Here is a 15,832-nt window from a genome sequence, read left to right as displayed (position 1 = left end):
TATCAGCTATAAATAAATTTCCATAGATTCAACTATTTAAAAACTAGGTTTGGGTCTATAGCACTTTTGTGTTAAGCTCGAATATGATACGTACTAGCTATCAATCTATGGACTTACGTAACATATTTTTGGTTTTAAAATTGGGAACACAAACCTAATTAAATTGTCGATAAAAAGCAAAAAACATCGACAAAATGCATTGCCAATGTTTGAATTTTCTTTGATTTTTATATGTTTTATACTAAGAAATTATATCGAAACCTGTGTATTTACGCAGAACTTTAGGAATTTCAATCCCATTTTCAGTTTGGTAATTTTCTAAAATTCCTGCTAAAACTCTTGGTAACGCTAATGCACTTCCATTTAAGGTGTGTGCTAGCTGTTTTTTACCGTCTTTATCTTTGATTCTCAGCTTTAAACGATTTGCTTGAAAGGTTTCAAAGTTAGAAACCGAACTAATTTCTAACCAACGATCTTGCGCTGTAGAAAATACTTCAAAATCATACGTTAATGCAGCAGTGAATCCTAAATCGCCTCCGCACAAGCGTAAAATTCTATATGGAAGTTTCAATTCTTCTAGTATTTCTTTTACATGATTTACCATGCTGTCCAATGCAGCATACGAATCTTCTGGACGCTCAATTCGTACAATTTCTACTTTGTCAAACTGATGTAAACGATTTAAACCACGTACATGTGCTCCGTAACTTCCAGCTTCACGTCTAAAACAAGGCGTGTAACCTGTACAACAAATAGGGAGATCATCGGCTTTAAGCAAATCGCCACGAAACATATTCGTTACAGGAACTTCTGCTGTCGGAATCAAATACAAATCATCACCTGTTACATGATACATTTGCCCTTCTTTATCTGGCAATTGACCAGTTCCATATCCAGAAGCTTCATTTACCAAATGTGGTACTTGGTATTCTGTATAGCCTGCATCTGTATTTTTATCTAAGAAATACTGAATCAATGCACGCTGCAAACGCGCACCTTTTCCTTTGTATACAGGAAATCCTGCACCAGTAATTTTATTTCCAAGTTCAAAATCTATGATGTCATATTTTTTTGCCAATTCCCAGTGTGGTTGTGCGTTGTCATGCAATGCAGGAATGTCTCCAGCACGAAATACTTCTTCATTATCATCTTCGCTATTTCCAGCTGGAACCAATGTATTTGGTACATTCGGAATGGTATACAAAAGCTCAGCAACCGAAGTTTCTTTTTCCTTCAAATCAGCTTTCAATCCTTCTGCTTGCGACTTTAATTGTGAACTTTTTTCACGTAAAATCTCAGCTTTTTGACGTTCTCCGCTCTTAAATAACTGTCCAATTTCTTTGGATAATTTATTAGAGGAAGCTAAGGTATTGTCTAACTCAACTTGTAAACTTCTGCGTGTTTCATCAAGCGAAACAACTTCATTTACAACTTCAGTGGCATCAAAATTTCTCTTCTTCAAAGCTTCAATAATGTCTGCTTTGTTTTCTCTAATAAATTGTAATTGTAACATTTTGTTATGTTTATGGCGTTTCCTTCGTTCACTTTGACTTTGTTCAGTGTACTTCGGTCAGGCTTTCGGCAGTCGCTCTCTACGAGGAGCTTCAACAAATGCCTCAATCCTTAACGCACGGATTATTGAAGCCACAAAAATAATCAAATTAAGAGAAAATGAGAGTTATTTTTTTGTAAGAGTTTAAGTAATTAAAAAATCACTTTTTTGAGGTAGTTTTCTTCGTTTTGTATTTGCTTTTAAAAGGTAATAACCAATCGTGATGTGAGAAGTGCGACCATTCTTCAGCAGCTAAATCTACCGTTGGATCAAAAAGTTTTTGATACGGATGATTATTTACGCGGACACGACCTTCAGCATATACTTCAATATCAGTTCCTTTTTTAGCAAAATCTTTCTTTAGAAATTGTACAAATTGCCACAACATATCTGGTTTTACAGCAACACGTGCAGCCTGTTTAGGTTTTATATACGTTACTGGATTTATATACATGCTATCTCTGCTTTCCTTGTCAATTACTTTTAATTGAATGTATCCAGCTTTGGAACGTAACATCATGCGCCAACTCAATCGATGTCCTTCTTCGGTCCATAATACATCATCTTCAAAAGTCCAGTGACGTAATGGCAATAAAATTTGAGAGATAAAGTAGATCACAAATATTGGAACAATCACTTTTCTGTATCGAGGTAAGATGATTTCATCTTCGAGATGGATTTCTTTCCCTTTTTGAATCTCTTTTCCTTTGTAGATTTTTTTCTTCTTCAAGAAAATATTGCGAATCGTTTTAGGCTCAAAGAAGAAAAGACAAAGTGCCAATGACATGTAAGGGAAAATCCCGATATGCAATACAAACGAATTGAATAAGTGGAAAATAATCGAACAAATAAAGAAAAACTTTCGTGTTGGTTTCCATAATAATCCAGGGACTACAAGTAAATCAAACCCAATTCCTACATAAGCTAAGGTGTAGTGAATCCATCGTTGCTGTAAGAACTCGCCAACAATTGGCAACTCTTTTCGCCCTTTCATTAGGTTTGTTGTAACTTCCCCTGAAATCCAATCGGGATACATTTTGGCAACTGAAGCATAGGTATATACAATGAATAGTTGTAAAATGAAAATCCAAAGTACCCAATTGGGCATGTGTATCTTTTTGAGTGCAGGATTTTTTTTCGCATCTACCGAAAGGTAATGATGTGCGGGAACAATCCACATAAACACACACAACAGCACTAATAAGTAATAATGATTGTTATATGAGGTTTTTTGCATCAAATATGCTGTTGTCCATAATACGGTAAATGTTCCAATACTCCAGCGATATTTATAACCAATCATGACTAAGAAACCACAAATTCCCATCAAAGCAAAGTAGAAGTAAAAACCATAGGTATAGTTGGCCAAATTTAGTGCTTCAATTCCAAACAAATTAAAATCTAATAATGGTTTTCGTAAGGTTTGTTGTATTGGTGTTAGGATTCCTTCAAACCCTATAAATGTAAATGTGAATTCAGGATCTACAAATGTGCGTTTTACCCAGCCTGTTAAAATGGCACCAAATCCTTCCAAACATATTAGTAAGCCAAAAAACACTCGAAATACAATGAGTGATGTGTTATCTACTTGTTTGAAAAGAAATTTATTCAACATGATGATTTTGAATTAATGCCAAGGATGTTTGTTTGTCTTTTTGTAATTGCGCTTTTAGTGCTTCGATGGAATTAAATTTTTGTTCGTTACGTAAACGTTTGAGCAATTGAATTTGAATTTTCTTATCATAAATGTCACGATCAAAATCAAAGAAATGTACTTCAATGGTTTCGTTGATACCTTTTACCGTAGGATTGGTGCCAATATTCATCATTCCAAAAACGGTTTTGCCATCAATCATACTTTTTACAAAATATACACCTTGTTTTGGAATGAGTTTATAATCTTCTTCAATATGAATATTTGCCGTTGGAAAATTAATGGTGTTTCCTAAACCTTTCCCAGAAACTACGATTCCTGTCAGCATAAATTCGTAACCAAGATAGGTGTTTGCCGTTGTAATATCTCCTTCATTTAAGGCTCTTCTTATTTTTGTGGAACTGATCGTAATATCGTCAATCTCTTTGGCTCCAATTTCGGCTACGGAAAAATCGAATGCTTGCCCAAACTCACGTAAATCATCAATATTGGCGGTGCGATTTCTTCCAAAACGATGGTCGTACCCAATAATGATCTTTTTCAAGTTTAAATGATCAATTAAAAAATCACGTACAAAATCACGTGCTTTCAATCGTGAAAACTCTCTGTTGAATGGATAAATAATCAATGTATCCAATCCAGTTGCTTCTAATAATTGAATACGTTCTTCAATGGTATTGATTAACTTAATACTGCTGTCTTGTTGTAACACCATTCGAGGATGCGGGAAAAAGGTCAACAGCATGGTGTCGAGTCCTTCAGATTTTGCAATCAGATTTTCAATAATCTTTTTATGACCTACATGAACGCCGTCAAAGGTTCCAATAGTAATTGCGGATGGATTTTCAGCTCTGTACGCTTCAAAAAAATCAATAGTGTTCACTAGGCAGTCTTTTTTACAAAACTATTTAATTCTTTTACAAAAAATAAATATTCTTATTTGAATCTTGTTTTTTTATTGATATGATACATTCATAGATGAAAACACAAGTTTCATCGTTGAAATTCATTTACTTCGTCGAAAAACCGTATGAATTTTATGTTAAAACTATAAAAATCATGATTTTTGAATATTAAAAATTAACCCCTAATCTTAAATAATTAGCTATGAAGCAAAAATTATGCTTCGGTTTGCTTGCGTTTCTTTTTTTGTTTTCCTCCGTTGGGTTTGCTCAAAACAACGATTGGAAAAAGCTACAAACCGTTACCGACGCTGAATCATTATCAAAATTAAACCTAATAGACCAAAAAGTAGACTTCTTTGAGCTGAATTTCGATAATTTTAGACAACAAATCAGTGATGCGCCTTTACGAGGAGAAACTTTTGGTTCCAATACTTTAGTGCAGGTTCCTGGAATTGAAGGAAAACTTGAAACATTTAAGTTATATGAAGCACCTGTTTTTGCACCTGAATTATCAGCGAAATTTCCAGAAATTAAATCATATATTGGGTATAGTCAAGAAAATTATGGTACACAACTGCGTATGAGTGTTTCGCCAAAGGGATTGCAGACAATGATTTCATATATTGACAAACCAACGGTTTTCATGCAGCCAGCAGGGAATGATGCAATTAATTATGTAGTGTATACAAGAGATGCTCGTATCAGTTCAGGTAGTGACTTTCATTGTACAACTGTTGATGAAGTGCAAGAGAAAATGAGAGGAGATGATTTGAGGATTCAACCAAAAGATGCAGATGATCAAACCTTACGTAAATTTCGAATTGCAATTTCTGTAACTGGAGAATATACACAATATCATGGTGGAACTGTTGCAGGAGCAATGGCTGCGATTAATGCTTCTATGACTAGAGTAAATGCTATTTTTGAAGTAGATATGGCAGTAACGTTTGAAGTTATTGCTAACAACGATAATTTAGTTTTTATCAATGCCAATACTGACCCCTATTCTCCTGCGGCTATTGGAACAGGAGGAGCTTGGAACACTGAACTACAAAACTACTTAACAGGTGCTATAGGAAATGCAGCCTATGATATTGGGCATTTATTTGGAGCAACTGGTGGTGGTGGAAATGCAGGTTGTATTGGTTGTGTTTGTGTAGATGATAATCCAGCTTCATCGACTGACACAGAGAAAGGAAGTGCATATACTTCACCTGCTGATGGAATTCCAGAGGGAGATACGTTTGATGTAGATTATGTAGCCCACGAGATTGGTCACCAAATGGGAGCAAATCACACTTGGGCTTTTAGCACTGAAGGAGCAGGAGTAAATGCCGAGCCAGGAAGTGGATCTACAGTAATGGCTTATGCAGGAATTACAGGAGCAAATAATGTTCAGCAAAATAGTGATCCATATTTTCACTATCATAGTATCAAACAAGTTTTGGATAACTTAGTAGCACGTACATGTTGGCAGGCTAATAATCCAACAGCATTGTCGAACAATCCGCCAAATGCAGATGCAGGAAGTGATTATGTAATTCCGCAAGGAACAGCCTATGTGTTGCGAGGAAGTGCCACAGATCCTGATGGTGGAGATGCATTGACCTATTGTTGGGAGCAAACTGATAATGGACAAGTAACGAATACTACTTTTGGTCCTACAATAACTAATGGTTCAATGAACCGATCGCAAGTGCCAACAAGTTCTCCAAATAGATACATTCCAAAATTAAGTAGAGTAGTATCAGGAAACTTAACTCAAACAAATCCAACAATCAATTCTGCTTGGGAAACTGTAGCAACTGTTAACAGAACAATGAATTGGGCTTTAACAGTTCGTGATAGAGAGCCAACAGCTACAGGACTGGGTGGGCAAACTAGTTATGACTTAATGTCTATTCAAGTTACAACTGCTGCAGGTCCTTTTACAGTAACTTCACAAACTTCTTCGGCATTAAGCTGGGAAATGGGCACTACTCAAACAGTGACTTGGGACGTTGCTAACACAAATACAGCACCAGTTAGTACGATGAATGTAAATATTTTATTATCTATTGATGGTGGAGCTACTTTTCCATACACATTAGCATCTAATGTATTAAATGATGGTTCACATCAAATTACAGTTCCTGTAACTGCACCAACTTCACAAGCTAGAATTATTGTTGAAGGAGCTGGAAACATCTTTTTCGCAATGAATTCTGCTAATTTTAATCTAGTAGAGCCAGATTTCGCACTGGTGTTTACAGATAATGATGAAACAGCATGTCAGCCAGCAAATGCAGTGTATAACTTTACATATAGCACTTTTGGTGGCTTTAATGGAACTACTACTTTTTCAGCAGCAAACCTTCCTGTTGGAGCAGTTGCAACATTTAACCCAACAAGTGCTTCTGTAGATGGAACACCTGTAACGCTTACGATCTCTAATACAGCAGGAGTTTCTCCTAGCACCTATTTATTTTCAGCACAAGGAACTTCTGGACCAACGACACGATCGGCAGATTTAACATTAAGTGTATTATCTGGAACACTATCGCCAGTTACCTTAGTGTCTCCATCCGATAACTCGTCAAATGTTCCTGTGAGCTCGAATTTCACATGGTCAGTAAATACCCTTACAGATGGTTATTTATTTGAGATTGCAACAGATGCTGGATTTACAAATATTGTAGAATCAGCAACAGTAGCAAATGCAAACTATACACCTACATCTTTAGCACAATCAACTACATATTATTGGAGAGTTAGTATTTCTAATACTTGTGCTTCAACAGTATATTCTAGTACATATTCATTTACGACACAATCTTGTGCTGTATGTGCTTCTGTAGCAAATACTAGTTTTGCAACCAGTACTACTTTGGTAAACTTTGAGAGTATCAATAGAAGTTCAGGAAAACCTTCGGGATATAGTGATTATACTGCAACAGATATTGCGACTGTAATTAAAGAATCATCGTATCCAATTACTATAAACGTAAATACAGATGGTAACTATAGAACGCAAACGAAAGTATGGATTGACTGGAATCAGAATTGTAGTTTTGATGATGCAGGAGAAGAGTACGATTTAGGAGATGCATTTGGCGTTTCTGATGGACCGACTGCTAATTCAGGAATGATGATTATGGTTCCAAGTACAGCATTAACAGGATCAACAACAATGCGAGTATCAACAAAATATACACCAAATAATAATATTGTATTCCCAACTTCGTGTGAAAATGGAGCAGATGCTGAGGTAGAGGATTATCGCGTGGATGTACAAAATACATTGTCAACTTCAGAAAATGAATTGGAAAACTTTGCTATTTGGCCAAATCCAACGCGAGGGAAGTTTATTGTGAAGTTTACATCTACATCTTCGGAAGATATCTCGATTGATATTTTTGATATTCGCGGACGTGCTATTCTCTCAAAGAAATACAACAATTCGGCAAACTTTACGGAAGAATTAAATATTAGTTCAGCACAATCTGGATTGTATATGGTTCGTGTAAATGATGGAGAGCGTGTAACTGTAAAAAAACTAATTGTTCAGTAATATTTATATACCTACTAAACTGAATAAAAAGAGAGGCGAAAGCCTCTCTTTTTATTTGCCGTTAAATGAATTCATTGTGTTAGAAACTCCTGCGGTTCCAAAGGATTTAATGAGTTCTGTGCTCTTTTCTAATCGTTCAGGTAGTATATTACTTTCTTCTGAAGTCCATTCGCCTAAAACATAGTTTACTTGTCTTCCTTTGCTAAATTCAGCACTAATTCCGAATCGGAATCGAGGATATTTTGTAGTGTTTAATAATGCTTGAACACTTTTTAATCCATTATGGCCGCCATCGCTTCCTTTCGTTTTTACACGAATTGTTCCAAATTCAAGGTTTAAATCATCTGTAATAATTAATACATTCTCTATAGGAATTTTTTCTTTTGTCATCCAATAGCGAACGGCTTTACCACTGAGATTCATATATGTGCTAGGCTTCAAAAAGATAAATGTTCTTCCTTTGAATCTGTATGTAGTTATATCGCCTAACTTATCGGTTTTAAACGTTAGTCCTTCTTTCTTAGCAAAATAATCTAGTATTTTAAATCCGATATTATGACGAGTGTTTTCATATTCACTTCCAATATTTCCTAAACCTACAATGAGAAATTTTTTCATAGGATCTGTTTCTTCTATAATTAATGATGCTTTTGAATGAGACGCGCTCAATAGTTTTCTGAAAAATTGAAGCATGCTGTAAAAATTTGTGTAAAAATAAAAAAAAGCATCCCATAATGGAATGCTTTTCAAAAAGATCGTACGATCAATTATTTTTAACCTTGCTTTTCTGCTTTTGCAGCTTCTTGAGCAGCTTTCATTGCAGCACGTGAAATTCTTACTTGGCAAACAACTGTGTTGTCTGGGTGTAATAATTTATAGTTTTCGTTTGCTACGGCTGTAACGTATAATTTGTTTCCAATTTCTAATTCAGAAATATCAGCATCGATAAAGTCAGGTAAGTGCTTTGGTAAAGCTTTTACTTTCAACTTACGTTTGTTTAAACGTAAAACTCCACCGGCCAAAACTCCAGGTGCATTTCCTTTGATTGCTACTGGAATGTCCATAGTAACTTCTTTGTCGTCGAATAAACGGTAGAAGTCAATATGTAAAATTTTGTCACTTACAGGGTGAAATTGAATATCCTGTAAGATAGCATTGTGTGTAGAACCGTCTTCTAATGCAATCACAACTGTGTGCGCATTTGGAGTATACACTAATTTAGAAAATGATAATTCTTCTGCTGAAAAGTGTAATGGGTTGTCTCCTCCGTATAATACGCAAGGAACCTTTCCAGCATTACGTAAGGCTTTAGTTGCTACTTTACCTACGCTTTCTCTTTGAGATCCATTGATTGTAATTGATTTCATTTTGAAAATTTATATTAATAATTAATTACATTAAAAACTTTGAGCTAATCGAAGTATTTGTCTGTACTCTTTGCATCACATCTGCAAATAAATTAGCACAGCTTACTACTTTAATTTTGCTTGATTCTTTACGTAAAGGAATAGAATCTGTTACGATTAATTCTTCTAATTTTGAATTTTCTATTCGTTCATACGCTTGTCCTGATAAAATAGGATGTGTACATATTGCACGTACAGATAATGCTCCTCTTTCTATCATTACTTCTGCAGCTTTTGTTAATGTTCCGGCAGTATCTACCATATCATCTACTAAAACCACATTTTTTCCTGTTACATCACCAATTAATTCCATGTGTGAAATTACATTGGCTTTTTTACGTTGCTTGTAACAGATAACAACATCGCTTTCTAAAAACTTAGAATACGCATACGCTCTTTTTGATCCTCCCATATCTGGAGAAGCAATCGTTAGCTTATCCAAATTCAACTTTCGTAAATATGGTAAAAACACGGTAGAAGCAAATAAATGATCTACAGGTTTTTCAAAGAAACCTTGAATTTGATCTGCGTGCAAGTCCATTGTAATGATGCGTGTTGCACCAGCTACTTCTAGCATTTTAGCAATTAGTTTTGCACCTATCGGAACTCTTGGTTTGTCTTTACGATCTTGTCTTGCCCAACCAAAGTAAGGAAGTACCGCTGTAATATGACGTGCAGATGCTCTTTTTGCAGCATCTAACATTAAAAGCATTTGCATCAGATGATCAGAGTTTGGAAACGTTGATCCTATGATAAATACTCTTGCGCCACGAACCGATTCTTCAAACGAAGGTTGAAATTCACCATCACTATATGTTGAGAACGTAACTTTCCCTAATTCTGATCCATATTCTTTCGCAATCTTTCTTGCGAGTTCGTCACTTTGCGTACAAGCAAAAATCTTTGGTTCAGGGACAGTATAGGCCATTTAATATTCTGTTTAGTAGTTAGTTAATTGTTGTGTTGTGTTAAATGAGGTGCAAATTTAGAAATTTTATACAACTCTAAAAGCTTTTATTTCTTTTTTTAAGGGAGTAATTAAAATTATTTTCTAAATTTGCACTCCTTTTGAGAGGAATATTTGCTCGAGTGGCGGAATTGGTAGACGCGCTGGATTCAAAATCCAGTTCTCGCAAGGGAGTGCGGGTTCGATTCCCGCCTTCGGTACTATTATGAAGAGCACAAATCTTGAAAAAGGTTTGTGCTCTTTTTGTTAATACAGATAATAATAGATTTTTTCACTCAAAAGTTATCCTATCACATGATGCCCTTTAGCTAGATCTAGATATTTGAGATTATAGGCAATGAATATAAACTCATATCTGATTACTTTATTCCTCTTTCCTTTTCTGAAAGTATTTGCTCAATATTAGAAATAGAGCTCCACAGCTTAGCCAGGCTGGTAAAGTCAAAAATGAAAGAAAGATACCTTGCGAAATAGAAATAAAGTAAAAAATACCAAAACTTATTCCCCAAGCAAAGAGCACAGACTGGTTAAAGGATATTCCCGCTTCTTCAGCATAGTTTTTTATGATTCCGACTTTTTTAGCGAAGAAATGTTCAAACACAATAACCGCACCAACAGGGGCTAAAATAAACCCATATAGTGCTACAAAGCCCAATAATTTCATTGCAAATGCTGGAAACAAGCCTGCTATAGTAGCAATTGTTCCGGCGAGAATGCTTGTCCAAAATGTAGAGATTTTAGGCATAATAGCTTGAAAAGCAAGCCCAGCTCTATAAATCGTTGGATTGGCGGTGGTCCATCCGGCAATAATGACCGCAATGATACCAAATATTCCAATAGCATTATACGCTAAAGGGCCAGGGGCTACAGGTGGTGCTTCCCCATTGTTCAGAAAACCCTGTGCCTCTGGCGACTGGATATAAACAGCGTATAAGAGAGATGCTGCGATCCATGCCGCATAATGCCCCACATACATTCCTGCTGCTGTCGTCCATCCTGAAGATGCATTCTTTGCATAACGAAACACTACAAGGTCAGACATCCCGATGTGCATAGCTGCATTGCAAAACCAGGACCAAAAGACCACATGCCAAAAGGTATATTTAATCTGCCCGGGGAAGGGAGCAGAACCTTCTCCCCAGATGTTCCAAAAATCAGCAAAGCTCTCCACCTCCAATTGACCAAGGGCCACAAAACCACATGCTAAAAAAGCAAGTACGATAAAAGGTGACATCCAATTGGCTGCTTTTGAAACTGAATCATAACCTCTTGCTGCTACAATGGAAATGATTGTTCCAATGACCAGTACGATGATCATCCAAGTTGGCCCATTGGGCATGGTGTCGCTTAATTTTGGCATCTCCATGTCAAATGGAATACCAACAGCAGTTGCGGAGACTGTAATCATCGCACCTGCCAAAAAACAAAATAGAATACCATTGGCAATATTATAAAAGGTAACTAAGTTTTTACCACAGATTTTTTCTAAATGATAGTATAAGGTCCATCTATTTTTAACAGCAATTTCTGCTGTTAAAAAACGCCAGCTCAATACAGCCATCAAATTTCCTAAAAGGAGACCTACTATAAGGTCAAATGCACTTACACCTGCAGTCAGAAATAGTGGTCCGATCATGAACTCTGTTCCAGCTGCATGTTCTCCTGCATACATTCCTAGAAAACTTTTCCAGCTTTTTAAATGTGATTTGGGAACGGCTTGGCGTTCAAATTCTTCTGATTGAATACTTTGTTTTTCGTTTGTCATGATTCAATTTCAGATTTGTGATTTCAGATTTTGGAAGACTCAGGCACTTATGCAACATTTACTACTTCAAAATCCTATATTCGAATTTATTTAATTAGATGTTTGGGTAAATCAGTTACATTCTCACAACCTAACTGCTCCATTACCTGCTGAAATTGCGTTTTTAAAATTGATATGGTATGGTTGCCACCTTTTTGCCCTAATGCCGATACACCATACATAAAGGATCGTCCCAAAAAGGTAAAAGCAGCACCCGAAGCCAGTGTCCTAGCAATATCTGGCCCTGAACGAATACCGCTATCCATCATGACTTTAATTTGATCACTATATTTTTCAGCAATTTCTGTCAATGGCTTAATTGTCGCTTGCCCAGCATCCAATTGTCGTCCACCGTGATTAGAAATTATGACTCCATCCAAACCCAAGCGGATAGCTTTTTGAGTGTCTTCTTCGCTTGCAACGCCTTTTAATACCAATTTGCCTTTCCACATATCTCTAATTGGCTTGATTTTTTCTTCATTCATTCGACCAGTAAAAGTCTTATTCATAAACAAACCTAAGTGACGAAGACTCATACCTTTAGGAATATAGGGTTTCAATGTTTTAAATTCAGGTTGGCCAGCAATCAAGGTCTTGATCGCCCATGTTGGACTACCTATTATTTGTAGTATATTAGAAATGGTCATTTTAGGTGGAATGGCTAATCCATTTTTTATTTCTTTAGGACGATATCCGAAAGTAGGTGTATCAGATAGAATAACCAATACTGGATAATCCGCTTCTGCAGCTCTTTGAATCAATTTATCTCTCAGTTCATCTTCTCTTGGATGGTATAATTGAAACCAAGCTTTCCCTGCTGTAATTTCGCTAATTTTTTCGATGCTTGCGGTACCAACAGTACTCAAAATATATGGAATATTATGCTTAACGGCAGCAGTGGCTAATATCTCTGAAGCTTTTGGCCACATTAAATCCTGTAAGCCGATTGGAGCTATACCAAAGGGCGCATCATAAGAGTGACCAAATAGTTCAGTTTGCATGGATGCTCCTTTGTAATTCTTTAAATACCAAGGCTTTAATTCAATTTTTCGAATGTCTGAAGTATTCTTTTTTAAATTAATTTCCTGATTACATCCTCCATCTAAATACTCAAAAGCAAAACGGGGAATCCGCTTTTTTGCTTTATTCCTTAAATCATCAATAGAGGGATAATTCGGATTATAGGATAGATCCATAATTACTGTTTTTTCAGAGTATAATGCTTTTTTAAAAAGTTCATGTTTACTTTCCGGGTAGACACCACCATCGCAGACCCTAAGGCAGATCCTATGGCAGATTGGGTGGTTCGAATTTTATAATTTTTAAAATGTAGCCTAATTAATTTTACAAATAAATCGTTATCTGCAAAGCCGCCATCGATAAAAATTTTTTTGATGGGAGTTTTACCAATGGCTAATTTTGTAGATTCAACTTGTAATTTCACAATTTCCTGCATCAATTGATGATAAGCTATCTCAAATGTAGGAAAAGCTTTTAAGTTGGTTTTATCGGGTTGTTCTCTTTTTGATTTTAACGACTCAAAAGCAAAGTATTTTTTGAATTCTTTATTCAGTTCATTAAATATAGTTTCATTGAATTGTATCCTTTTATGTATATTTTTTTTAACATTAAAATGCTTTCGTAATTTTTCTAACTGCAGTTCATATTCATTACCTAAAAATAAGCGGCTGGCTCTGACCGTATTTCCATCAATTCGTAAAAAATTTAAACAATCATTTTGAAGTTCTTTTTTGCTTAAAATATCTTGACTAAATGGATTTAGAGTGATACTCCAGGTGCCGGTTGAAATTAATACAAAGGTGCTATTACTTGTACGCATATATGGTAGGAGCGCAGCTGAGCTATCGTGAATCCCGACACCAACTTTGATGAATTTTCTGTTTATTTTGGTATTAATACTGGTATCCGTATCTACAATAGGGGGGAGTTTTTTATCAAAATCTTCCTCGTAAATCCAATGGTGATAATCATGTTTACTATAATCCCATAATCTTGTATGACAGCCTATACTGGTGAATTCACTAATGGGAATACCTGTAAACAAATAACTCAAATACTGAGGAAAATGAAGAGACCTATGTATTTTTTGATAAACTTTTGGCTGGGTATATTTTAACCAATATAATTGAAAGCCAGAATTGAGCATACCTAAAAGCGGAGATGCAGTTTCCCGAGCAATCTGCTCTTCTGAACCGTATTTTTCATAAAAGGAATTAAGTAGTTCTTTAGGGTAAGGTTTGAGATAATTATATAAAGGCGTTACTGGTGATCCTTTTTTATCAATATGCATAAAACTCGCCCCGTAAGTGGAAAAGTTAATGGCTTTTATATCAAATTTCTTGTTCTTAAGTAGTTTTTTAGTGGTCATTTTTACCCACTCTCCAATAGCTAATACATCATCACAAGGAAAACCACCTTCGTCTTCAATTTCTTTAAACCGGAAATATTCTCTCCATACTTCCCGATATTCTTCATCAAAAACAAAGCACTTTTTATTGGTTTTTCCTATGTCGAAGATTATTGTATGACACATTGTTTTGCATTTAAGCTCTTTACATTTTGAGTGAATTGACCATTTTTCTATTTAAATGTAGAGAAGCGGGATATTCAAATGTCTCCCGTCGAACCCTAAACCAAATTATTTTCCTCACATATTTTATATGTGGCTTGTGATTTTATCACAAGCCCGTAGCTACCACATTTTCCCCACGATCTCTTATCAATTGCTTCCTTACTGCATGTTGCCTGAAAAATTCAATTGGGTCAATTGCACCACCGCTTAGTCGCCTTGCTTCCACCAATAAAGGTCGGACATCAGTCCGATAAGCTTGTTGTATAATTTCTTGACATTGAGCAACATCATTTTCCATTTGTGCAATACTCAAGGCTGCTCGGTCTACTAATAGCGCTTTGGCGAAAGCTTCCCGAATAGCTTCAAGACTTTGCATTAAATCTTCCAAAGGGTCTTTAAGGTTGTGACTAGCATCAATCATCCATGCTAGAGTAGGGTTGGCAGCTTCATTATTTTCCATCCCATCGACTAATTCATTAAAAATCAAAAATAACTGATAGGGTTTGATGGCCCCACAAGTCAAATCATCATCACTATATTTACTATCGTTAAAATGAAATCCCCCGAGTTTACCTTTCATCATCAAGATGGATACAATTTGTTCAATATTGGTGTTGGGTAGGTGATGTCCTAAATCGATTAAGGTATACGCTTTTTCTCCGCATCCTTCTGCTAGCATGAGGGAAGTTCCCCAGTCTGGAATGACCATAGAATAAAAATTAGGCTCGAAAGGCTTGTATTCAATAAACATCTTCCAATCACTAGGCATATGTTGATAAATTTCTTTTAAAGAATCTTGAGTATTTTGAAATGCTTTACGGAAATTATGTTGCCCAGGAAAAGAAGTGCCATCAGCTAACCAGATAGTTAGTGATTTTGATCCTATAGCTTCTCCGTATTTAATGACTTCAATATTATGCTCAATCGCTTGTTGCCTTACTGCTCTATTGGTATGACATAATGAACCAAATTTATAAGAATGTTTTTGCTTATCCTGATCTTGAAAAGTATTGGAATTGACAGCGTCGAAAAGGATACCAAGTTCAGCTGCCTGTTGTTTAATAGCTAATTCGTCCTTAGGAATATCCCATGGAATATGAAGTGAAATAGCACCGGCAGATTGGGTCAGAGCATGTAAAAGACCTACGTCATCAATTTTTTGTTCCAAATTACAAGGTTCCCCTCCAAAAGAAAATCGTCCAAAGCGAGTTCCTCCTGCACCCAATGCCCAACTTGGAATGGCGATCTGAAGATTTTGAATTTGTTTCAAGATAGCCGAACAATCCAATCCTCTTTTGACAAGTTGGTTTTGGAAGAAATCCCAATTTTCCTGATGCGTCCTAAGTCTTTGCTGGTTGAAATTTTCGATTTGTTCTTTTCTAATTTGCATATTTCATAGAA

The 15,832-nt window shown here is 35.9% G+C and carries 11 protein-coding genes; 1 reads left to right on the top strand and 10 read right to left on the bottom strand.

Features of this window, described 5'->3' with window-relative positions:
• Positions 1-241: 241 nt before the first annotated feature.
• The 3 genes from serS to MK119_RS04285 form a co-directional block, all read right to left on the bottom strand.
• Entirely contained in the window at positions 242-1,513 is a 1,272-nt protein-coding gene (serS, locus tag MK119_RS04295) for a serine--tRNA ligase (protein ID WP_290671249.1), read from the bottom strand.
• A gap of 199 nt (positions 1,514-1,712) precedes the next feature.
• Positions 1,713-3,167 carry an HTTM domain-containing protein gene (locus MK119_RS04290; RefSeq protein WP_290671247.1) on the bottom strand — a complete coding sequence of 485 codons (1,455 nt, stop codon included), beginning with the start codon at positions 3,165-3,167 and terminating at the stop codon, positions 1,713-1,715.
• Positions 3,157-4,089, bottom strand: coding sequence for a bifunctional riboflavin kinase/FAD synthetase (locus MK119_RS04285; RefSeq protein ID WP_290671245.1), 933 nt, complete (start codon positions 4,087-4,089; stop codon positions 3,157-3,159). The genes MK119_RS04290 and MK119_RS04285 overlap by 11 nt, the downstream gene beginning before the upstream one ends.
• 224 nt (positions 4,090-4,313) lie before the next feature.
• Between MK119_RS04285 and MK119_RS04280 the strand changes: the two genes are divergently transcribed.
• A complete protein-coding gene (locus MK119_RS04280; RefSeq protein WP_290671243.1) occupies positions 4,314-7,661 on the top strand; it encodes a reprolysin-like metallopeptidase in 3,348 nt (1,115 codons plus the stop codon).
• Positions 7,662-7,712: 51 nt separating this feature from the next.
• Here the strand turns inward: MK119_RS04280 and pth are convergent, their stop codons facing one another.
• From pth to MK119_RS04245, 7 genes are all read right to left on the bottom strand, one after another.
• Positions 7,713-8,279 carry an aminoacyl-tRNA hydrolase gene (pth, locus tag MK119_RS04275; protein WP_290671241.1) on the bottom strand — a complete coding sequence of 189 codons (567 nt, stop codon included), beginning with the start codon at positions 8,277-8,279 and terminating at the stop codon, positions 7,713-7,715.
• Between the two features lie 155 nt (positions 8,280-8,434).
• Complete coding sequence (locus tag MK119_RS04270) at positions 8,435-9,028, bottom strand: 50S ribosomal protein L25/general stress protein Ctc (RefSeq protein ID WP_290671239.1); 594 nt, start codon at positions 9,026-9,028, stop codon at positions 8,435-8,437.
• Positions 9,029-9,053: 25 nt separating this feature from the next.
• Positions 9,054-9,995 (bottom strand): ribose-phosphate pyrophosphokinase, encoded by a 942-nt coding sequence (locus MK119_RS04265; protein WP_290671237.1) that lies wholly within the window; start codon positions 9,993-9,995, stop codon positions 9,054-9,056.
• 403 nt (positions 9,996-10,398) lie between these two features.
• Positions 10,399-11,799 (bottom strand): hypothetical protein, encoded by a 1,401-nt coding sequence (locus MK119_RS04260; protein WP_290671235.1) that lies wholly within the window; start codon positions 11,797-11,799, stop codon positions 10,399-10,401.
• An 86-nt stretch (positions 11,800-11,885) separates the two neighbouring features.
• Entirely contained in the window at positions 11,886-13,034 is a 1,149-nt protein-coding gene (locus MK119_RS04255; protein ID WP_290671233.1) for an alpha-hydroxy acid oxidase, read from the bottom strand.
• Between the two features lie 2 nt (positions 13,035-13,036).
• The gene (locus MK119_RS04250; protein WP_290671231.1) at positions 13,037-14,392 is read right to left on the bottom strand and encodes an FGGY family carbohydrate kinase; all 1,356 of its coding nucleotides are present in this window, start codon (positions 14,390-14,392) and stop codon (positions 13,037-13,039) included.
• Positions 14,393-14,537: 145 nt separating this feature from the next.
• Positions 14,538-15,821, bottom strand: a complete 1,284-nt coding sequence (locus MK119_RS04245) for a TIM barrel protein (RefSeq protein WP_290671229.1) — start codon at positions 15,819-15,821, stop codon at positions 14,538-14,540.
• Positions 15,822-15,832 lie beyond the last annotated feature (11 nt).

The sequence above is a fragment of the Kordia sp. genome (assembly GCF_022447245.1).
GTDB lineage: Bacteria > Bacteroidota > Bacteroidia > Flavobacteriales > Flavobacteriaceae > Kordia.
The sequence above is the reverse complement of the archived record's forward strand: the minus strand, read 5'-3'. Positions and strand labels throughout refer to the sequence as shown.

Excerpts from the sequence above, each read along its gene's own strand:
- MK119_RS04245 (WP_290671229.1), bottom strand. The coding sequence starts at position 15,821 with ATGCAAATTAGAAAAGAACAAATCGAAAATTTCAACCAGCAAAGACTT.
- serS (WP_290671249.1), bottom strand. The coding sequence starts at position 1,513 with ATGTTACAATTACAATTTATTAGAGAAAACAAAGCAGACATTATTGAA.
- MK119_RS04260 (WP_290671235.1), bottom strand. The coding sequence starts at position 11,799 with ATGACAAACGAAAAACAAAGTATTCAATCAGAAGAATTTGAACGCCAA.
- pth (WP_290671241.1), bottom strand. The coding sequence starts at position 8,279 with ATGAAAAAATTTCTCATTGTAGGTTTAGGAAATATTGGAAGTGAATAT.
- MK119_RS04270 (WP_290671239.1), bottom strand. The coding sequence starts at position 9,028 with ATGAAATCAATTACAATCAATGGATCTCAAAGAGAAAGCGTAGGTAAA.
- MK119_RS04265 (WP_290671237.1), bottom strand. The coding sequence starts at position 9,995 with ATGGCCTATACTGTCCCTGAACCAAAGATTTTTGCTTGTACGCAAAGT.
- MK119_RS04280 (WP_290671243.1), top strand. The coding sequence starts at position 4,314 with ATGAAGCAAAAATTATGCTTCGGTTTGCTTGCGTTTCTTTTTTTGTTT.
- MK119_RS04255 (WP_290671233.1), bottom strand. The coding sequence starts at position 13,034 with ATGGATCTATCCTATAATCCGAATTATCCCTCTATTGATGATTTAAGG.
- MK119_RS04290 (WP_290671247.1), bottom strand. The coding sequence starts at position 3,167 with ATGTTGAATAAATTTCTTTTCAAACAAGTAGATAACACATCACTCATT.
- MK119_RS04250 (WP_290671231.1), bottom strand. The coding sequence starts at position 14,392 with ATGTGTCATACAATAATCTTCGACATAGGAAAAACCAATAAAAAGTGC.